The sequence below is a fragment of the Acinetobacter dispersus genome (genome assembly GCF_009884975.1).
GTDB classification, from domain to species: domain Bacteria; phylum Pseudomonadota; class Gammaproteobacteria; order Pseudomonadales; family Moraxellaceae; genus Acinetobacter; species Acinetobacter dispersus.
The window spans coordinates 772,576-793,704 of the sequence record NZ_CP041970.1; the positions used below are offsets into that span (position 1 = coordinate 772,576).

Here is a 21,129-nt window from a genome sequence, read left to right on the forward strand (position 1 = left end):
TACAATCAAAGTTGTTATATAACTGCAATCATTTCGTGGCATAAATAAAGGGTAAGTAATATGACGTTACAACGTGGTATCTATCAGCACTATAAAGGACAGCTATATCAAGTGTTTAATGTTGCAAGACATAGTGAAACTGAAGAAGAGCTGGTGGTCTATCAATGTTTATACGGTGATTATTCGATGTGGCTACGTCCATTGACGATGTTTATCGAAACCGTTCAACTTGACGATGGTCAAATTTTGCCACGTTTTAAACTGATACAAACGACCTAAATTCAATGCGCTGTTAATTTAAGCACTTGAGGGATCAGACATGACCAGCACAGTATTTTTACAACGTATCTCTGATTTATATGATGAGTTTAAACAACATGATGCTCGACAGTCTGATCGCTTAAGGCGCTACCGAAATATTGAAGCGGAATCCGCAAAGCTACTTGCGATGTTGGTTCGTACTCAACAATCAAAACGGATTTTAGAAATAGGTACCTCTACAGGCTATTCGACGCTTTGGCTGGCGGAAGCTGCGAAAGTCGTGGGAGCGAAGGTACATACTCTAGAAATCAATGCATTTCGCAGTGCGCAAGCAAAAAAATATGCGGAAGAATTTGGCTTGGAATCTTTTATTGATTTTTGGGTGGGGGATGCTGCTGATTATCTGGACCAAGCGACTAAACCTTATGATCTGATTCTATTGGACGCCGAGCGTGGTAGTTATGTGAGCTACTGGCAAGACTTAAAGCGTTTATTGCAGTCTTCGGGAAGTACCTTAATTGTTGATAATGTGATTTCTCATGCAGCAGAAGTGAAGGAATTCCTCGAACTGATTAAAGATGATGAAGATTACATGAGTACCATTCTGCCGATTGGTGCAGGTTTATGTATGGTGGTGTTGAAGTGAATTTATTTTACTTTGATGGTGTAGTCGATATGCTTGAGGGCTACAGCCAATCACTTTATTAAATGCACGGGTGAAATTGGCAGGATTAGAATAACCCAGCTCATAGGCAATATGGGTAATGGTAAAGCTAGAATTTTCTAATAACTCAATGGCTCGCTCAGTACTGATCTGCTGCTTTAAAGCTTGAAATTCAACACCTTGTTGCTGTAAATAGCGCTGCAAGGTTTTTGTCGAAATGTTTAAAACTTTGGCACATTCCATGAGGGTTGGGACTTGATTGGCTTGTCGCAACATCATGCTAACCCATTCAACAATTTCACCTTGATGATAAATCTTCTGGATTTGCTCCTGGCAGCGTTGCTCAACTATTTTTAAACTGTGTGCATCTGCCAAAGGCAAGGGTAGTGCTAATTGCTGCTGATCAATCACCACGCGGATACCTGAAAGCCAAGTATAGTTAAAGTGGAAATTAGCTTTCACTAAAGCTAAGTAACGTTCTTGATAACTTGGCTCTGGAACACTCAAATATACTTGGTAGCGTTGTAATTGCTGGCCTGCCAATTCTAACAGGCTGTAGTAAAACGCCACCGCAATCGCTTCAATATGAAAGGCCAAACATTGCTTATTCATCTGCAAAATTGGTTCAAATAACAGTTCAACTTTTTGTGAGCCTGTTGGAAACTGAATGCTGAGCTTAAAACTTGGCATAATCAGTCTAAAATATTGTGCAATCAGCCTAAGTGCATGTTCCAGATTCGGACTGGTCATGAGTGCATAGCCAACGAGACTATGTGAGCTGAGCTTGATATTTTTGCCCAGTTCAAAGGCCAAGTCTTGGGTATTGGGCAGACTTAAACCAATCTCAATGAATTGTTCAATTTGCTGAATCGATAATAATTCTGTTTTTGCCAGTTCTTGCTGCACAGCCATCAACAAATCATTATCGTATTGATGCGTACCGATTAAAATTTCAATCAGTCGTAAATAATAACGTGATGGAATAACAGGGATCTGTTGCTTTTGCACAAGAAAAACTCAGTAAAGTCTTAAAATGATAATAGCAAGTCTTAAAATGATAATATAGAGGGCCGGTGAAGAGACACAATCAACTCAAGCAAAACATTTTGTGTTTGATTGAGGGGTTTCTAATGAATATGTATACTCAACTGGATGTCGAGCAAGCGACAACAACATTTAAGGATAAAAAACGTCATTTATGGCTATTGGGTTTGGCTGTACCGACCATTGCGATGGGTGGTTTGGCGGGCTATCAGTTTGGCCCTAAAAAAACGAAAAAGTTCTTTGCTTCATTTGGGCCATTATTTATTCATGGCGTTATTCCGACATTGGATAAATTGATTGGTGAAGACACCGAAAACCCACCATTAGATGCAATCGCTGATTTAGAAGCCGATCCGTATTACGCTCGAATTGTTAAACTTTTTATTCCATTACAATATGCAACCAATATTTATGGAACCTATTTAGCCAGTCGTAAAGATACGCCAGTAGCAGATCAAGTCTTATTGGGAACTTTGGTGGGCATGGTCAATGGAATTGCCATTAATACTGCACATGAACTGAGCCATAAAAGTGGACGTTTAGAGCATTATCTTTCGCATTTGGCTTTAGTACCATCAGGTTATAACCATTTCCGAATTGAACATCCTTATGGACATCATCGTCGCGTTGCAACACCTGAAGATCCAGCATCGTCCCAATTTGGCGAAAGCTTTTGGAAATTTTTACCGCGTACTGTGATTGGTAGCTTCAAATCGGCGATCGAAATTGAGAAAAACCGTTTAGAACGTAAAAAACTGCCTTTCTTCTGTAAGGAAAATGAGTTAATTCATGGTTGGGCAATGTCAGCTGTATATCATGCTGCCATGTTTAGCAAGTTTGGTATGCGTTCAGTACCATTCCAAGTCACGCAAGCTGCTTATGCAATTACCTTGTTTGAGTCTGTGAATTATATTGAACATTATGGTTTAAAGCGTGCAAAGAAAGAAAATGGCCAATATGAGCGTACTTTGCCAGAGCATAGCTGGAACAATAATAATGTCGTGACCAATTTGTTCTTGTATCAATTACAACGCCATTCAGATCATCACGCCAATCCGAGCCGAAGCTTTCAAACCTTACGTCATTTTCAAGATGCACCGCAATTACCCGCAGGTTATGGCGCCATGATTCTGCCAGCGTTTATTCCATCTTGGTGGTCAAAAATCATGGATGACCGTGTTGTAGCGCATTATAAAGGTGACCTCAGTAGAATTAATATGCATGCTGATGTGAAGGAAGAAATGCTCGAGAAATATATTGAGCAAAATGATGCGGCTTAAATAAGCGAAAGGTATAAAACAGATCAGCCCCAACGGGCTGATTTTTTATAATTAGGCTGAAATACAGAGTCGTTTAAAATGTAGATCAAACTCAAGATATTTATGCACAAAGGCTGTTTTATCATTGGTGCGAAGTAAATTATTGTAGATAAACTCTGGAACGGGATGATAAAGCTCACCTGAGCCATTGCTATAGAAAATTTTTAAATAGCGTGAAGAAACATCGTATTTCCAAGAGGTTACAACAACTGGTTTTTCCATATATTCGTCCCCATTTTGATTTGATCTTTTAGTACATGGTTAATAACTCTGGTGTTCTATTCTTTGACAGTACTCCAACTGAAACCGTCTGACAATTCATAAATGAATGTTGCTATAAACTTATAAGTATAAGAATTGTAAAAAATTAGCTAAAAAATTTCGGTGTGGAATAGGGCTTGGATTGATAAAAATAATCAATAAAAAAACCACCCTAAAAAGGGTGGTTTCAAACCTATCGGTCTAATCTAAATAATTAGATTTTACCAACTAAGTCGATAGATGGAGCAAGCGTAGCTTCGCCTTCTTTCCATTTAGCTGGGCATACTTCACCTGGGTGAGCGTGAACATATTGAGCAGCTTTAACTTTACGAAGAAGTTCAGATGCATCACGGCCGATACCACCAGCGTTGATTTCAACGATTTGGATTTTGCCTTCTGGATCGATTACGAAAGTACCACGGTCAGCAAGACCAGCAGCTTCGATTAATACGTCGAAGTTTTTTGAAAGTGTCCAAGTTGGGTCACCGATCAATGGGTATTGGATTTTACCAATAACTTCTGAAGTGTCGTGCCAAGCTTTGTGCGTGAAGTGAGTGTCAGTAGACACGCCATAGATTTCAACGCCTAATTTTTGGAATTCAGCATAGTTGTCAGCAAGGTCGCCTAACTCAGTTGGACATACGAAAGTGAAGTCAGCTGGGTAGAAGAATACAACAGACCATTTGCCTTTAAGATCAGCTTCAGATACGTCAACAAATTGACCGTTGTGGTACGCAGTTGCTTTAAATGGTTTAACTTCAGTATTAATTAAGCTCATCATTGTCTCCATGATTGAGGTTTTATTGAGAGGCTAACGCCTTACTTGTTTACGAGATAAAGAATAAATAATTTTTAGTTATTGGGGAAATAGTATTTTTACATTACTAAAATCGGAAAATTGAATAACTCAATCAAAAACGACTTTCACCCAAAGATATTTTCTCTATTTGACTCCATGCAGATGAAGTAAAAATGACAAAATATCTGAAAACTAACGTGCATAACAACATGAAGTCTACGCCAGCAAAATTCAAGGGTAAAATTGAAAAAAGATAAAAATATATAAAAAACCAAGATATACGATTAAATATTCTACATCAGATGAATATGTAAAATGATCGGGGAATAAAAAAGTATAATTGGGCGAATAAGTGTGGTTTTAGATTTTATCTCAAACAGTTTGAAAAGGTTTCTTTGCATAGCAAGGGCTTAAGGCGTAAAATAGCCGATTATTTAATTTTTCAGGAAAGCTGTTCAGTGCAGAGTCATTTAAATGTAGATCAATTGGTTATGGCTCGTGACCGTCACCGTTTAAATCGACTGCGCAAAGATAAAAAAACAGAAACAGCGGAAATTGAAAAACTGATTCAGCAATCGAATCATAAGGTAAAACAACGGCTAGCACGTGTTCCAAAGATCAAGCTGAATCAAGACCTGCCTGTTACCCAATACGCAGACCGTTTAATTGAGGCGATTCAAAAGCATCAGGTCATCATTGTTGCTGGTGAAACGGGTTCTGGTAAAACCACACAGCTTCCACAAATTGCCATGCTGGCAGGTCGTGGACTCACTGGGATGATTGGTCATACTCAGCCACGTCGATTGGCGGCTCGAAGTGTCTCACAACGTATTGCGGAAGAAGTGGGCGAGAAGCTTGGCGAATCAATTGGCTTTAAGATTCGTTTTAATGAACAAGGCTCGCAAGATTCAATCGTCCGTTTGATGACAGATGGTATTTTGTTGGCTGAATTGACCAATGACCGTTTTTTATCAAAATACGATACGATCATTATTGATGAAGCGCATGAACGTTCACTCAATATTGACTTCATCATGGGCTATCTCAAGCAGCTTTTGCCAAAACGTCCTGATTTAAAAGTCATCGTGACCTCGGCTACGCTAGATGTAAACCGTTTTAGCCAGTATTTTTATGACGCACCAATTTTTGAAGTAGAAGGCCGTAGTTTTCCTGTCGAGCTGCGTTATCGTCCTATCTCTGAGCTGAGTATTGTCGGCAGTGATGACGACGAGTTTGATGATTTTGAAGAAAATTTACCGCGCGCTGTAGTACAAGCAGTAGAAGAGTGTTTTGCCGATGCTGAAGCAAAAGGTCATCCTGAATATGCGGATATTTTAATTTTTGCCAGTACAGAGCAGGAAATCCGTGAATTGCAGGAAACGCTGCAAAAATATGGCCCTCGCCATACTGAGGTATTGCCTTTATATGCGCGTTTGGCTCTAGCAGAACAGCAAAAGATTTTTAGTCCAGGCGGTAAAGGTCGACGCATTATTATTGCGACCAACGTGGCTGAAACTGCATTGACGGTTCCGAATATTCGCTATGTGATTGACAGTGGTTTTGCTCGTATCTCGCGTTATAACTACCGTTCGCGGGTACAGCGCTTACCGATTGAAGCGATTTCACAAGCTGCAGCCAACCAGCGTAAAGGCCGCTGTGGTCGTATAGCTGCGGGTGTATGTATTCGTCTATACAGTGAAGAAGACTTTTTAAGTCGTCCTGAGTTTACTGAACCTGAAATTAAACGGACAAACTTGGCTTCTGTTATTTTGCAAATGCAAAGCTTAGGTTTAGGTAATCTAGAAGATTTTGATTTTATTGAGCCACCTGATTTCCGTTTGGTGAATGACGGACGTAAGCTATTGGTTGAGTTAGGTGCATTAAACGAACGTAAGAATGATTTAACCAAAGTTGGTCAAATGATGGCGCGTATGCCAATTGACCCACGTTTAGCACGTATGTTGGTTGGCGGGGCTCATTTTGGTGTGCTCAAAGAAACTCTGATTATTGTCAGTGCCTTAGCCATTCAAGATCCACGTGAGCGTCCTGCGGACAAGCAAATGCAGGCAGATCAAAAGCATGCACTGTTTAAAGAAGCTGACTCAGACTTTTTATTCTATTTAAAACTTTGGAATACGCTGCAAACCAGTCCTGAAACACAAACTGAAAATAAGCGCCGTCAATTTGCACGTCAGCACTTTTTAAGTTGGTTACGTCTTCGTGAATGGAAACAAACCCATCAGCAATTGGTTGAATTGGCAGAAGGTTTAAAGCTCAGTTTTAATGAAAAATCAGCCAATTATGAAAACTTACACCGTGCGCTGTTAACTGGTTTGCTTTCATTTATTGCGAATAAAACAGACGAACGAAATACCTTTATGGCGGTGCGCCAGCAGAAGGCTAAAGTTTTTCCTGCGAGTACCTTACACAAGACCAATACCGCTTGGGTCATGGCATTTGAGATGGTGGAAACCTCTCAGGTGTATTTACGGGCTTTGGCAAAAATTGATCCTGAATGGATTCTATTGGCTGCGCGTGATTTATTGAAATATCACTATTTTGAACCACATTGGTCGAAAAAAGCGGGTATTGTTAATGCTTATGCGCAGATTTCTCTGTTTGGTTTGATTATTGAACCGAAAAGATTAATCAATTTTGAAAAAGTGGACCAACCTGCGGCACATGAAATCTTTTTACGTGATGCCTTAACGACAGGTCATTTAGGTATTACGCCGCCATTCTTAAAACATAACTTACTCAAACTTGAAGAAGTTGAAAGAGTTGAAGATAAATTACGTCGCCGTGATTTGGTGGTGGATGAAGAGACTATTTACCAGTTCTATGCAGCGAAAGTGCCAGAAGAAATTGCCAGTCGCAGCAGTTTTGAAGATTGGCGTGCAACCATTGAGTCAGAGCATCCGCGTTATTTATTTGTAGATGATGATGCGTTATGGATGAATGATCGTCCAACGACGCATCAATTCCCAGATTATTTGCATAATGGACAACTGCGACTTGCTGCCAGCTATCGTTTTGACCCTAGCCATGATGAAGATGGTGCGACAGTTAAAATTCCTGTGCAGGCTTTACCGCAAGTGGATGAAAAGCAGTGGTCATGGGGCATTCCAGGGTGGCGTCAGGATTTAATCGAAGCTTTATTAAAAGCACTACCAAAAGACAAGCGTCGCAATTTGGTGCCGATCCCAGATACTGCTAAAAAGCTCATGCAGGGGATTGATGCGGTTCATCTGCGTGAACATTTATTTAGCTACTTGGCGTTTGCTTTACGCGGTGAGCAGATTACGGAAAAAGATTTTTCTTTTGAGCGCATTGATCAGTATCTGATTCCGTTTATCAAGGTGGTAGATGAAAAAGGTAAGTTAATCGCACAAGGTCGTGATCTGGATGAGTTGAAAGCACGTTGCCATGTTGAAACCCATCGTCCAGTCAAACAGCAACAAGGTGAGTTCCAAACCTTCCCTGAAAATTTTGTATTCGAAGCATCGCAAAAAGTAACAGGTGTTGTGATCAAGCAATATCAGGCTTTGGTTCCAACTAAACTATTTGCTGAGCTTGAAGCCAAAGATGAATCTGGCGTGGTGATTCAAACCTTTAATGACCAAGATGAAGCGATTAAGCAACATCGAGAAGGGGTGATTCGCTTGGTGCATATGCAGTTGGGGGATTTAATCCGTCAATTGAAAAAACAGATTTCCAAGCCCTTGGCTTTGGCTTATTCACCATTAGGTGATCGAGCAAAACTGGAACAAATGCTGATCTATGCAACCTTGCAGGTTTCAATTCAAGATCTACCAAAAAATGCGGCTGAGTTTCAGCAGTTACTGACCGAAACTAAAAAGCAATTTTTAGCAAATGGTCAACAGACATTAAATGATTTAACTGAAATATTTACTCAATGGCAGCAGATCCGCCGTGAGTTATTGGTGTTGGATCAGACTATCTTTGGTCGAAGTGTAGATGATATTGAAGATCAACTTGATTTAATGTCATTAGCAAACTTTGTTTATAGCCGTCCTGCTGAAATTTGGCAGGAATACCCGCGTTATTTAAAAGCGCTGCTATTGCGTTTAGATCGTTTGCCCAATAATCTACAACGAGACCTTGCTGCAATTGATGATGTCGATCCATGGATGGACAAAGTATTTAAATTTAAAAATGATCCTAAAATCAAAGAACTGTATTTGATGTTGGAAGAATTCAGAATTTCTTTGTTTTCTCAGCCGATGAAAACAAAGCTGCCTATTTCACCAACTAGATTACAAAAACTATGGGATCGATTAGCAATCGGTTAAACTGAGAAATATGAAAGTTAGAAGCATTCTTTACAGGAGTTTTACATGGGCATCCGTATAACAGGTACAGGTTTATTCCACCCAACCGAATCTATTTCCAATGAAGAATTGGTTGAAAGTTTAAATGCTTATGTAGAACAGTATAACCAAGATAACGCAGCGCAAATTGAAGCTGGCGAAATTGAAGCACTTCGTGGTTCAAGCCCTGAATTTATCGAGAAAGCATCAGGTATTCAACGCCGCTATGTGGTCGAAAAATCAGGTATTCTTGATCCAACTCGTTTGCGCCCACGTTTGCAAGAGCGAGGTAATGATGAACTGTCACTTCAAGCGGAGTGGGGCGTTATTGCTGCTAAGCAAGCAATGGAAAATGCAGGTGTTACCGCAGAAGATATCGATGTTGTAATTTTGGCATGTTCAAATATGCAACGTGCCTACCCAGCAGTTGCGATTGAAATCCAGTCTACATTGGGCATTCAAGGCTATGCCTATGACATGAATGTGGCATGTTCTGCTGCAACGTTTGGTTTGAAACAAGCCTACGATGCAGTGAAATGTGGTGCACGTCGTGTGTTATTGCTCAATGTTGAAATTACATCAGGTCATTTAGACTATCGTACTCGTGATGCACACTTTATTTTTGGTGATGTTGCGACGGCATCAATTATTGAAGAAACTGAAACTAAGTCGGGTTATGAAATCTTAGATATTCATTTGTTTACGCAGTTCTCAAATAATATCCGTAACAATTTTGGTTTCTTAAATCGTAGTGAAGATGCAGTTGTTGATGACAAGCTATTCCGTCAAGACGGTCGTAAAGTCTTTAAAGAAGTTTGTCCACTGGTTGCGAAAATCATTACCGCACAATTGGAAAAACTTGAATTAAGCGCTGAACAAATCAAACGTTTCTGGTTACATCAAGCCAATGCCAATATGAATGAACTGATTTTGAAATTGGTGGTCGGTAAAGAGGCTGATTTAGAGCGTGCACCGATCATTCTGGATGAGTTTGCTAATACCTCGTCTGCAGGTGTGATTATTGCGATGCACCGTACTGGTGAGCAGGTCAATGACGGTGAATATGCTGTGATCTCTTCATTCGGTGCTGGTTATTCTGTCGGTTCGATTGTAGTGCAGAAGCATATTGCTTAAACGTTAAAAGTTATAATAAAAAACACCACAATTGTGGTGTTTTTTATTGCTTATTAAGACTAAGCTTCAATCGCCTGAACTGCAATTTTCTTGGCAGGATCGACTTTACGGCGTACCGCTGGAACAGGTTCACCATGGTATTGGCGATCAGCAAAGTAGCTTGAGCGAACCATTGGCGCAGACCAGATATTTCTAAAACCAAGTTTACGACCATGCTCAGCATAACGCTCAAACTCTTCTGGCGTTACAAAGCGGTCAATTGGTGCATGTTGCTTAGATGGCTGTAGATATTGACCAATGGTAATGTAGTCAACATCATGTGCTCTAAGATCATCGAGTAGGGCAATCACTTCTTCTTCAGTTTCACCGATACCGACCATCAAACCACATTTAGTTGGGACATCAGGGCAGTATTCTTTAAACATTTTTAACAGCGTTAAAGAGTGCTGATAATCAGAACCTGGACGCATCGCTTTATATAAACGTGGCACAGTTTCAATGTTGTGGTTGAAAACGTCTGGTGGACATTCTGTCATGATGCGTAAGGCAATATCCATACGACCACGGAAGTCAGGTACTAGAATTTCCAATAAGGTTTTTGGGCTTAATGCACGGGCTTCTTTGATACAATCAACGAAGTGTTGCGCACCACCATCCAAAAGGTCGTCACGGTCAACCGAGGTAATCACGGCATATTTGAGGCCGAGATTGGAAATTGTTTCTGCCATGTGGCGTGGTTCATCTGGATCTAGTGCATTTGGACGACCATGTGCAACGTCACAGAATGGACAACGACGGGTACAGATATCACCCATGATCATGAAAGTTGCTGTACCACCACCGAAACATTCTGGTAGGTTGGGGCAAGCCGCCTCTTCACATACGGTATGTAGCTTTTGCGAGCGCAAGGTTGTTTTGATACGCTGAACTTCTTCTGGAGCGGTCATCTTGACTCGAATCCAGTCAGGTTTGCGAGGTACTTCAACCGTAGGGATAACTTTTACAGGAATTCTCGCGACTTTTTCCGCGCCACGAAGTTTTATACCCTGTTCAGGTTTACGGTGTTCAGACATATAATTTCTACAGCCTTTGACTTGAGATATCCTGTTATTATAGTCAAATTTACCGTAATAAAGCATGAAAAGTGGTATTCATTTTGAAAATGTAAATATATAAAAATATATAGTTGTGAAATACATCATCTGGCTGCATATTGGTTATCATATATATAGCAAAACGGTTAAGAGACAAAGGAGCTTTGAATGCCACGTAAGAAAGAGGTCGTTGGTGGGAATATTGTTAAATATGATGCAGTAATTCTCGGTTCTGGCCCAGCTGGCGAAGGCGCGGCAATGAAGCTTGCAAAAGCAGGTAAACGTGTTGCAATCGTTGATGTTCGTGATCAACTCGGTGGTAACTGCGCACACGTAGGCACAATTCCAAGTAAAGCTTTACGTCAAACAGTTTCAAGTATTATTCGTTATCAACGTGATCCAATGTTTCAAAAAGTAGGTGAGTGGAAACAATTCACCATGAAACAGGTACTCCGCAATGCGCATAAAGTCATTCAACAGCAAGTTGATACGCATACACGTTTTTATGATCGCAATAAAATCGAAGTTTTCCATGGTCGTGCATATATCCAAGATAAAAACACCGTACTGATTTTTGGTCAGGATGGCATTAAAGACACCATTATTTGCAAGCAAATCGTGATTGCAACAGGTAGCCGTCCATACCAACCGAAAGGTTTAGATTTCAATCATCCGCGCGTATTTGATTCGGACAAGATTCTTGATCTTGATTATTCAATCCAGAAAATCATCATTTATGGTGCAGGCGTAATTGGTTGTGAATACGCTTCTATTTTCATCGGACTTGATCATAAAGTTGATTTGATCAACACCCAGCAAAAGCTTTTAAGCTACCTTGATGATGAAATTGCCGATGCATTGTCATATCACTTACGTGAACAAGGTGTATTGATTCGTCACAATGAGCAAATTGATCGTTTAGAAACTTTTGATGATCATGTGGTCTTACATTTACTCAGTGGTAAGAAGATCAAGGCAGATGCGATCTTATGGTGTAATGGCCGTTCAGGTAATACTGATGGCTTAGGCTTGGAAAATGTGGGTCTAGTACCGAATGGTCGTGGCCAGTTGATGGTCAATGATCAATATCAAACTGAAGCAGAAAATATTTATGCTGCAGGTGATGTGATTGGTTGGCCTTCACTTGCTTCTGCTGCGTATGACCAAGGTCGTTGCGCAGGCGCAAACATGGTAGGCGAGAAGAATGTGAAGCCAATCCGTGATGTGCCAACAGGCATTTATACCATTCCAGAGATTTCTTCAATTGGTAAGACTGAGCAAGAACTGACTGAAGAGAAAGTACCTTATGAAGTAGGGCAAGCTTCTTTCCGTCATTTGGCGCGCGCACAGATTACCGGTGATACTGTTGGTGAATTAAAGATTCTGTTCCATCGTGATACTTTAGAAGTATTGGGTATTCACTGTTTTGGTAACAATGCAGCAGAAATTATTCACATTGGGCAGGTGGTGATGCACAGTCCAAACAATACCTTGAAGTATTTCGTAGAAACGACATTCAACTATCCAACCATGGCTGAAGCTTATCGTGTTGCGGCTTTGAATGGTATGAATCGACTATTCTAAATGTGATAGACGTTGTATGATCAAAATGCCAATCAATTCGATTGGCATTTTGCTATTTTGTGTCTGATAAAAGGTAAGTATGAAAACTCAAAAAAATAATCTGATCATTATTGCGATCATTGTGTTGATTGCAGCTTATTTCGGCTTTGACTTAAAGCAAAAACAAAATACAAGCAGTCAATCACCGACTACAAATAGCAATGTGTCTGTGGATGATCAGCATAAGATCATGCAAGCCTATCAGCAGCAGCGAAGTAATGTGCAAGTTCAAGCACAAGGTGTTGTAAAGGCGATTTTGCCGGATGACAATGAAGGTTCAAGACATCAGAAAATAATTCTTAAACTGGAGAATGGTTTAACCGTATTGATCGCACACAACATTGATTTAGCACCAAGAATCGAAGGGCTGAAAAAGGGCGCTACGGTGGAGTTTTATGGTGAATATGAATACAGCCAAAAAGGTGGAGTGATTCACTGGACCCATCATGATCCGCGTGGAAAACACATCGATGGTTGGTTGAAATACCAAGGGAAAATCTATCAATAACAGTTTCCCTTGGCTGGTTGCTTGCAAGATGTGCGCTAAATTAGCTTGTAATCGCTGATTTTTGACGAATTTTCCATTTAGGTAGGACTTTAGCTAAATAAGCGTCCATGCACCATACAGGGCCAATCAGAAGGAATTGTAAGTCTTTAAAGAATGAAGGCTTCTTACCTTCAACTTTGTGCCCGTAAAATTGTCCGATCCAAGCAATCACAAAAACACCGATATAGAACCCAACACCCACAGGTAAGATCACGATTAGCCACGCCATGACGGCTAATAAAGCAGCCATCGCCACTGCTAAAACAATATCCAAGCGTGCATAGAAGACTAAAGTTAAAACCAGCAATAGCGCGGTGAGCAGCGTACTAAAGTGCGCCAGAATACCAATAATAGAAAATAGAATGGCAGGGACACAGACCCAGTGAATTTTCTTGTTGGTTTGGTTTTGGTGGCTGTCACTATATTCATCAAACCATTCGTCTATCGATTTCACATTGCTCTCCTTGCAGTATTCATTTTTATTTATTCAATATACCGAAGAATAGGATAAGGCGTAAAGCATTAACAAATGTAATAGATAAAAATAAAAAAGCCGCAATAAGCGGCTTTTTAGTGATGGTCTTAATGATTAAGAATTAGGACCATCAACACGTTCAATGCTCACATTACCTGTACCTGAGCTAGACATACCAAGTTGCTTTGCAGCACCATAAGATAAGTCTAATACACGGTTACCATGGAAAGGACCACGATCGTTAACTTTTACAACAACACTTTTGCCGTTGTCTTTGTTTGTCACACGAATATAACAGTTCAAAGGAAGGCTACGATGTGCAGCAGTCATTGCATTCATATCGAATGTTTCACCGCTTGCTGTTTTGCGACCATGGAATTGACGACCATACCATGATGCAACGCCATTTTGGCTGAATTTACGAACGGTGTTCGAAGCAACAGTATTCAGTTTTTCAATCACTGAAGGCTCTTCTGCTGGGATATCGATCTTAGCAGCGATCGTTTGGCGACGTACTTTGTCACCAGAACTCTCAGTGATTGAAAGACTATTAACGTTTGAAAAACGAGAATTAAAATTTTGAGAATCTTTGCTTAGTACGCGGGCAGCCAAATTAGAACCTTCCACATCATTGGTTAATGATGAAGACTGTACCATTTCAGCATGTAACGGGCTTAAACTTAAGCCTGCCGTCAGCGCTAGAATATATTTTAGCGAAAACTGCATTGTATAAACTCCTAGAGAACATGCTTTTCTATTTCAATAAAAACCTTGAAATATAGTGCACATGTCTAATTATTCACTTTTGCAATTACTTTTAACTTGGGGCGATAATATTCATCGCTTACGAAGTGTGTCTAGTCTTTAACGATAAATAGTTACAAAAAGGGCAAAAACTTACAGTTTCTGGTTAATAAATAATCAATATTGTAACATTTTATGAATTTTGCCGAATATATGTACTTTTTAAATAAAAAATTTATTGACTTTTCATAATGTTGTAAAAAAAGCTAGCCTATCGGCTAGCTACTTCCGTACCTAATAACCATACTGCTGTCGCATACATACGGCTCTTGTTGTAAGTCGTAATGACTTGGAAATTTGGATAAGTGATATAGTAAATCGGACCAAATTGGTCTTGTAATTGAATAACATTGACTAAATCAAGATCATCAATTTTTACCAATGGGTCAATTGGCGCCACCCCCAATTTTTTCAATTCACCATAAGGAACTGGCTGGGTCAAATCTTTAGCGATCACGCTATCAGGGTTGTTACCAAGGTAACGAGCAGGGAAGCCAATTGGACGGTCTCGCTCCCAACCATGTTGAGCTAAATAGTTAGCAATTGACCCAATTGCATCCGCAGCAGAGTTTCTTAAATCGATATGACCATTACCGTCGTAGTCCACACCTAATTTTTGAATATTGCTTGGCATGAATTGCGGGTAACCAATCGCACCTGCATAGGAACCCACGATACTGTTGGTTGGATAGCCTTCTTTATATGTCCATGAAATTAATGCAGCCAATTCATCACTAAAGTATTCAGCTCGACGCGGATAACCAAAGGCAAGCGTTGCTAAGGCATCTCTGGTGATGAAAGAGCCTTTATTGGCACCGTAGCCAGTCTCTACACCTAAAATACCGAGAATCACTGATTTAGGTACACCATACTGCTGTTCAGCACGATTCAGTACGTCTTCATATTGGCTTTTAAAACGCGCACCACGTTGAATGGTACCTTCGACTAAAAACATAGAGCGATATTGATACCAAGGTTTACTTTCACCAGGGCGGGTCATGATGTTTAAAATGTTGGGTAAATTGCGCGCACCACTCATGGCAGCATCGATTTGTTCGCTGCTTAAGCCATAGGTCGTCATTGCTTTTTGTTTAAACGCAAAGTAATTAGGATGGTTATAAAATTCATTGGCTTGTGCCCAATTACTGCTCAAGAATAAACCAGCGCTTAAAGTTAAAAATTTAAAAGTTTTATTCAAAGTAGGAAGAAACATAAGTTTATAAAATTCCTCATTATCGATGTGTATGAATAGACATAACCAGTCCAAAAGTTGACATAAGAGTAATAATTGCAGTTCCACCATAACTCATGAACGGCAAAGGCACACCTACCACAGGTAAAATACCACTGACCATGCCTGCATTTACAAATACATAAACAAAAAATGACAAACCAAATGCACCTGCAACCAAACGACCATAGTTATGGAAGCTTTGTAGGCCAATCTGGAATGTTCTGAAAATAATTGCACAATAAAGCAAGATCAGCAGGGTAACGCCAATCAAGCCAAATTCTTCCGAATAGGCTGCAATAATAAAGTCAGTATGACCTTCGGGTAAAAAGTGTAAGTGGGATTGAGTTCCCTCTAAAAAGCCTTTACCTGAAAAGCCGCCAGAACCGATTGCAGTTTTAGATTGAATAATGTTCCAACCTGTACCTAGAGCATCGGCCTCTGGATTAAATAAAGTTAAAACGCGTTGGCGTTGATAATCATGTAGCAAGAATTCCCAAGCAATTGGAATAATAATACCTGCGACACCTGCAGCACCCGCAATCAACTTCCAAGACAATCCACTAAGGAATAGCACAAAAATACCGCTGGCAAGTACCAATAAGGAGGTACCTAAGTCTGGTTGTTCTGCAATGAGTAGAAAAGGCACCACAATCAGCATTAAAGACAGAATCACTTGTGAGAAGCTTGGAGGTAGGGCTTTGCGTGACAAGAACCATGCCACCATCATCGGCATGCCGATTTTCATAAACTCACTCGGCTGCACACTCCCGAAACCAGGAATATCAATCCAGCGTTGTGCTCCCATACGGACTTCACCAAATACCATCACAGCAATCAGGCACAATACTCCAAATACATAAAAGTAAGGAGAGAATGCCTGATAGACTTTTGGTGGAATCTGGGCCAAACCAAACATAACTGCAAAGCCGATCCCGAAACTCATTGCCTGTTTGGTGACAAGTCCGACATCTTGTGCTGAAGCACTATATAAAACAGTTAAACCAAGTGCTGCATTGAGCACTAAAAATAAGCAAAGCCATGGATCAATGTGCAGTTGTTGCCAACGAGAAGGCTGGTTGGCTGTGCTTAAGCCATCACGAGGTGCTTGACGTAAAAATTTGTATTGTGGGCTTGGAGACATGCGATTCTAAATCAGGTAAATCAACGCTTCGCGAATGCTAACATAAACGCTGATTTAGACAATGCAAATTTAGAAATTGTGACATTTATAAGGGATTAATTTGGCATAAAAAAAGCGACGATTTTACAATCGTCGCTTTCTCATTATTTAGAACTTATTTTTGTACCAATAACTGATCGAAGTGCTTGGTAAATACTTCGAGTTCAACTTGGCTCAAGCTTGGGATAAGCTTTTTAATCACGATATGGACTGCTGTTTCAACGCCACTGGTTGCAACGCTGGCAACACCACGTTTTACCATGCCTAGACCAAGGGTTTTGTTGAATTCAGTCATAAAGTGATGGATTAGGGCATCAGCAAAAGTTTTAAACTGTTTTGTTAAAGCATCACGTTGTTCTTTGCCATTTCCAGCTGCAACTTCAGCAAAGCTTTTCTTCATTTCAGTTACAAGGCTATCTGGTAATACTGTGCCGATACGTTGTTTACCTTCATTATCAATGAACAAGCTCTTTTCCATGAATGCTAATGATTCAAGCACTTGTTCATTTGATGCCTTACCAAGAAGCTGTTTCATTAAGGTTTCAACAATGCCGCGAATTTTAATCGCAAGTCCTTCGGTAGTATCTCGTTTGTCACTTGGTGGAAATTGTTGAACCAAGTGAACCAACATGGTGTCAATTAACTCATCGGTAAGCTGTAGAGAAATTTTGTCACGTAAAGGGTATTGTGGCTCTTTACTATCACGATTGGCTTGTGCAAGTTGAATGTCCTGACTCAAACTTGCTGACGGAAGAATACCGAAATAACTGGTCATTGAAGAACGTCCTCTATATCAAATTTATTCGTTTTATTGTCGTGCCAAGCGAATTGGCTCGGGCATCCATGACAAATCGGATACTCGGCACGGGTTAATATCCAAGCCCCCACGACGAGTATAAGTTGCATAGACCATCAGTTTTTCTGGTTTTAGAAGTTGCCAAATATCTGCAAATATTTGCTCAACACATTGTTCATGGAAACCATTATGCTGACGGTACGAGATAATATAAGCTAAAACGCTGCGATAACAAGGTTTTTTACCTTGCAAACGAATAAAAACAGTACCCCAGTCTGGTTGACCCGTCACAGGGCAATTACTTCTTAATAAATGCGAGTACAACTCAATTTCAACATCATCTTCTGAGATTGTATCTAGCTGCAATAAAGTAGAATCAGGATGTTCTGATAAACGCTCAGGAATTAGATCGTCGATACAAATCCCTTTAGGTTTAGAAATCTCTAAATCATCGACTTGGAACAGTTGTAGTTCAACTTTTGAGCCAGCAGCATTAGATAAATCACGTTCAACGGTTTCAACAAAAGCTTGCTGAGACTCAAATTGGGTGAAATTCATACCATTGAAATAAAGTTTAAGTGACTTTGATTCAATTAAATTGGGCGAACTGGCTGGTAATGTCAAACGACCAATCGCAACTTGAGGTAAGCCAAGTTGATTCAACCATGAGATTTCAAAAACATGCCACCAGTCTTTACCTTGTGTAATCCCTTCAATATGTAAATACTGCTGACGGGATTCAGCGCGGGCAATTGGAAATAAAACCTCTGGCTGATATTGAGTTGGGTATTGGGTGTCTTTACCCAATAAAGAATGTTCAACACTCATTCACGCATTCCTGAACCACGAGCTAATAAATGATATGCAATTGCATAGAGGACAACACAACACAGCGTCACGATGCCTAACGAGAAGGATACATTGACATCACTATGGCCTAAGATACCGTAACGGAAGGCATTGACCATATATACAATTGGATTGACTAAAGAGACATTTTGCCAAAATGGGCTGAGTGCACTAATGGCATAGAACACACCACCTAAATAGGTGAGTGGCGTCAATACGAAAGTCGGGATAATTGAAATATCATCGAACGACTTGGCATAAACCGCATTGATAAAACCGCCCAATGAAAATAATAATGAAGTAATAATGACTGTATATATAGTCACAAACACATTATAAATTTCTAGATGAGTAAAGAATAAGCTCATTATGGTTACGATCAAGCCGACCAATACACCACGACTGACACCACCAATCACATAACCCCACAGGATTAAGTGTAATGGCACAGGACTCATAATCAGTTCTTCGATACTTTTCTGGAATTTGGCACTAAAAAAACTTGAAGAAACGTTGGCGTAACTGTTAGTGATCACGGCCATCATAATCAAGCCTGGCACAATGAACTGCATGTAACTAAAGCCACCCATTTCACCAATACGTGAACCCACCAAGTTGCCAAAAATTACGAAGTACAAACTCATGGTAATTGCTGGTGGAAGTAAGGTTTGTGGCCAAATACGCATAAAACGACGAATTTCTTTAACAACTAAAGTCCACAGCGCAGTTTTTAATTGATTAAAGTTCATTGATCTGCTCCTGCAAGATTTTTCTCAACCATTTTCACGAACAGTTCTTCCAAGCGATTCGATTTGTTACGCATACTGCTAACTTGGATATTTTGCGACTGTAATAACAAGAATAGGTCATTCATGCTGTGAGCCTTATCCATTGTCACTTCTAAGGTCACTGAATCAATCAGGTTAAATTTAAAACCAATAATATTTAGGTCAAAAGATTCGATTGGCTCAGCTAAGTCACAAATGAATGATTCTTCATTCAGTTGATTGAGGAAACCTTTCATTGATGTATCTTCTTTAATCACACCGCGGTCGATAATCGCAATCCGACGACACAACATTTCTGCTTCTTCTAAATAGTGTGTGGTGAGAATAATTGAAGTGCCATTTTCATTCATTTCGGTGAGGAAGTCCCACATCGAACGACGTAACTCAATATCAACGCCAGCAGTCGGTTCATCAAGGATCAGTAGTTTGGGTTCATGCATCATTGCGCGTGCAATCATTAAACGGCGTTTCATACCACCTGAGAGCATACGCGATTGAATATTACGTTTTTCCCATAAACCGAGCTTTTCTAAATAATGTTCAGCACGTTGTTCGGCCAATTTCTTCGGAATGCCGTAATAACCCGCTTGGGTCACTAAAATATCGAAAGTTTTTTCGAATTGACCAAAGTTAAATTCTTGAGGAACAACGCCAAGACATTGTTTTGCATGTGAAGGATGGGTATCTAAGTTATGCCCAAAAATTTCAACTGAACCAGATGTTTTTTTGGTTAAAGAGCTAATGATACTGATTGTGGTTGATTTGCCTGCACCATTAGGTCCTAATAATGCATAAAATTCGCCTTCCGGAACGGTAAGGTCAATCCCTTTTAACGCTTGAAAACCATTACGATAGGTTTTGGACAAATCGCTCAACACCAAAGCATCAGTCATAAACGTCTCACGTTGTTAAATAGAACGGGTATTTTGAGCGATATGAAAAAATAAACCAAGTAGAAAAATAGGTTTATGGCGTGTTAAAAACAGAACGATTATAGAGTAAGAGGTGTTGCAAGAAGGAAAGTGGTGCGCTCAGCGGGACTCGAACCCACGCCACAGGCTTCGGAGACCTGTACTCTATCCAGTTGAGCTATGAGCGCATGCGTGCCACATCATAGGCAAAAAATACAGGCAGGTAAATATATACCTCTCAATAAAGCTACTTCTTGTTTATTAAAACATCAATTTTATTCTCGACTTATCGCGAAGCTACATATCTAACTATAAATGCTGCACTGAATAATTGATCAATTTTAAAGTTTGATTCAGTTGAGCAGGTGGAATCCGTGATTCTTGCAGTGAGGTAATCCATTGCATTTGGCAGGCTTTAAGTTGTTGTAGCGAGTTAATCGATTGAATTTTTTGTACCAAAGGTCTAGCCATAAGACCACAATAAGTGGTTAGTGTCTGAATCATGACTTGTTGGATTTCAACAAAAGGCAATTTTTCTAATTCAATAATTTCAGGTTCTATTTCTAGTTTTGCTTCAGCTTCAATAGGCTGTTGTACAACTGCTATTACTTCTAGTGCTGTAACGGGCTCTGATGTCATTTTTAGATCATTAGCTTTTAATTCTGACGCTAAATTTTCTTTTTGGATAATAGGTGTTGCTTGTTCAGCCAGTAGCCCCATATCAATCAGTTGTTGAACAAGTTCGGTTGGTGCAATTCTTTCCTTATAGTCTTGATCTAATTCTTTGAAATCTTCATGATCAATTAAAAGCAATAGACGACGTTGGCGTGCAGTTAATGCAATACTACGTTCTTGTAGGGCAGTTTGCCCAAGCTGTGTTTTAAAAAAATGTGACATCTCTTAATCTCCCCCAATCAAGATCTAGACGGAGATTAAGATAAGGTTAAAAAATGACAATAATGTTAACAATTTATTAAATATCATTGCCTTGTTTAAAGTAACTGGCAAATAACTT

General features: G+C 39.9%; 20 protein-coding genes and 1 tRNA gene. 7 read left to right on the plus strand and 14 right to left on the minus strand.

What is annotated here, in order from left to right; translation table 11 throughout:
* Positions 1–60 precede the first annotated feature (60 nt).
* Together FPL17_RS03220 and FPL17_RS03225 are read left to right on the plus strand one after the other, a co-directional pair.
* Entirely contained in the window at positions 61–279 is a 219-nt protein-coding gene (locus tag FPL17_RS03220; protein ID WP_159883205.1) for a DUF1653 domain-containing protein, read from the plus strand.
* 40 nt (positions 280–319) lie between these two features.
* On the plus strand, positions 320–907 hold the full coding sequence (locus FPL17_RS03225; RefSeq protein WP_159883208.1) for an O-methyltransferase: 588 nt from the start codon (positions 320–322) through the stop codon (positions 905–907).
* Here the strand turns inward: FPL17_RS03225 and FPL17_RS03230 are convergent.
* A complete protein-coding gene (locus tag FPL17_RS03230) occupies positions 884–1,933 on the minus strand; it encodes a helix-turn-helix domain-containing protein (RefSeq protein ID WP_159883211.1) in 1,050 nt (349 codons plus the stop codon). The genes FPL17_RS03225 and FPL17_RS03230 overlap by 24 nt on opposite strands.
* Before the next feature lie 122 nt (positions 1,934–2,055).
* On the opposite strand from FPL17_RS03230, the gene FPL17_RS03235 reads away from it, so the two are divergent.
* Positions 2,056–3,249, plus strand: coding sequence for an alkane 1-monooxygenase (locus tag FPL17_RS03235; RefSeq protein WP_159883214.1), 1,194 nt, complete (start codon positions 2,056–2,058; stop codon positions 3,247–3,249).
* 51 nt (positions 3,250–3,300) lie between these two features.
* Here the strand turns inward: FPL17_RS03235 and FPL17_RS03240 are convergent, their stop codons facing one another.
* Together FPL17_RS03240 and ahpC are read right to left on the minus strand one after the other, a co-directional pair.
* Entirely contained in the window at positions 3,301–3,510 is a 210-nt protein-coding gene (locus FPL17_RS03240; RefSeq protein ID WP_005204416.1) for a KTSC domain-containing protein, read from the minus strand.
* Positions 3,511–3,763: 253 nt separating this feature from the next.
* Positions 3,764–4,327, minus strand: a complete 564-nt coding sequence (gene ahpC / locus FPL17_RS03245; RefSeq protein ID WP_004654049.1) for an alkyl hydroperoxide reductase subunit C — start codon at positions 4,325–4,327, stop codon at positions 3,764–3,766.
* Between the two features lie 479 nt (positions 4,328–4,806).
* On the opposite strand from ahpC, the gene hrpA reads away from it, so the two are divergent.
* Positions 4,807–8,661, plus strand: coding sequence for an ATP-dependent RNA helicase HrpA (hrpA, locus tag FPL17_RS03250; protein WP_159883217.1), 3,855 nt, complete (start codon positions 4,807–4,809; stop codon positions 8,659–8,661).
* Between the two features lie 45 nt (positions 8,662–8,706).
* Complete coding sequence (locus FPL17_RS03255; protein WP_159883220.1) at positions 8,707–9,813, plus strand: beta-ketoacyl-ACP synthase III; 1,107 nt, start codon at positions 8,707–8,709, stop codon at positions 9,811–9,813.
* A gap of 59 nt (positions 9,814–9,872) precedes the next feature.
* Here FPL17_RS03255 and lipA read toward each other — a convergent pair whose 3' ends face one another.
* A complete protein-coding gene (lipA, locus tag FPL17_RS03260; RefSeq protein ID WP_016539771.1) occupies positions 9,873–10,886 on the minus strand; it encodes a lipoyl synthase in 1,014 nt (337 codons plus the stop codon).
* A gap of 189 nt (positions 10,887–11,075) precedes the next feature.
* Here lipA and sthA point away from each other — a divergent pair, with 189 nt between their 5' ends.
* Positions 11,076–12,491, plus strand: coding sequence for a Si-specific NAD(P)(+) transhydrogenase (gene sthA, locus FPL17_RS03265; protein ID WP_159883223.1), 1,416 nt, complete (start codon positions 11,076–11,078; stop codon positions 12,489–12,491).
* A gap of 79 nt (positions 12,492–12,570) precedes the next feature.
* A complete protein-coding gene (locus FPL17_RS03270) occupies positions 12,571–13,038 on the plus strand; it encodes a DUF3465 domain-containing protein (RefSeq protein WP_159883225.1) in 468 nt (155 codons plus the stop codon).
* Positions 13,039–13,078: 40 nt separating this feature from the next.
* Here FPL17_RS03270 and FPL17_RS03275 read toward each other — a convergent pair whose 3' ends face one another.
* The 10 genes from FPL17_RS03275 to FPL17_RS03320 form a co-directional block, all read right to left on the minus strand.
* Positions 13,079–13,531, minus strand: a complete 453-nt coding sequence (locus FPL17_RS03275; protein WP_159883227.1) for an Mpo1 family 2-hydroxy fatty acid dioxygenase — start codon at positions 13,529–13,531, stop codon at positions 13,079–13,081.
* A gap of 135 nt (positions 13,532–13,666) precedes the next feature.
* Entirely contained in the window at positions 13,667–14,278 is a 612-nt protein-coding gene (locus FPL17_RS03280) for a septal ring lytic transglycosylase RlpA family protein (protein ID WP_005153835.1), read from the minus strand.
* A 289-nt stretch (positions 14,279–14,567) separates the two neighbouring features.
* Positions 14,568–15,569 carry a lytic murein transglycosylase B gene (gene mltB, locus FPL17_RS03285; protein WP_005187650.1) on the minus strand — a complete coding sequence of 334 codons (1,002 nt, stop codon included), beginning with the start codon at positions 15,567–15,569 and terminating at the stop codon, positions 14,568–14,570.
* A gap of 19 nt (positions 15,570–15,588) precedes the next feature.
* The gene (gene rodA / locus FPL17_RS03290; protein ID WP_159883229.1) at positions 15,589–16,731 is read right to left on the minus strand and encodes a rod shape-determining protein RodA; all 1,143 of its coding nucleotides are present in this window, start codon (positions 16,729–16,731) and stop codon (positions 15,589–15,591) included.
* Positions 16,732–16,885: 154 nt separating this feature from the next.
* Positions 16,886–17,545, minus strand: coding sequence for a hypothetical protein (locus FPL17_RS03295; protein ID WP_005187652.1), 660 nt, complete (start codon positions 17,543–17,545; stop codon positions 16,886–16,888).
* Positions 17,546–17,578: 33 nt separating this feature from the next.
* A complete protein-coding gene (gene queF, locus FPL17_RS03300; RefSeq protein WP_151715303.1) occupies positions 17,579–18,394 on the minus strand; it encodes an NADPH-dependent 7-cyano-7-deazaguanine reductase QueF in 816 nt (271 codons plus the stop codon).
* Positions 18,391–19,164 (minus strand): ABC transporter permease, encoded by a 774-nt coding sequence (locus FPL17_RS03305; protein ID WP_005187658.1) that lies wholly within the window; start codon positions 19,162–19,164, stop codon positions 18,391–18,393. Before FPL17_RS03305 ends, queF begins: the two co-directional genes overlap by 4 nt.
* On the minus strand, positions 19,161–20,096 hold the full coding sequence (locus FPL17_RS03310; protein ID WP_005187661.1) for an ABC transporter ATP-binding protein: 936 nt from the start codon (positions 20,094–20,096) through the stop codon (positions 19,161–19,163). Before FPL17_RS03310 ends, FPL17_RS03305 begins: the two co-directional genes overlap by 4 nt.
* 130 nt (positions 20,097–20,226) lie before the next feature.
* A tRNA-Arg gene (locus FPL17_RS03315) sits at positions 20,227–20,302 on the minus strand.
* A gap of 121 nt (positions 20,303–20,423) precedes the next feature.
* Positions 20,424–21,011 carry a hypothetical protein gene (locus tag FPL17_RS03320; RefSeq protein ID WP_159883231.1) on the minus strand — a complete coding sequence of 196 codons (588 nt, stop codon included), beginning with the start codon at positions 21,009–21,011 and terminating at the stop codon, positions 20,424–20,426.
* Positions 21,012–21,129: the final 118 nt, after the last annotated feature.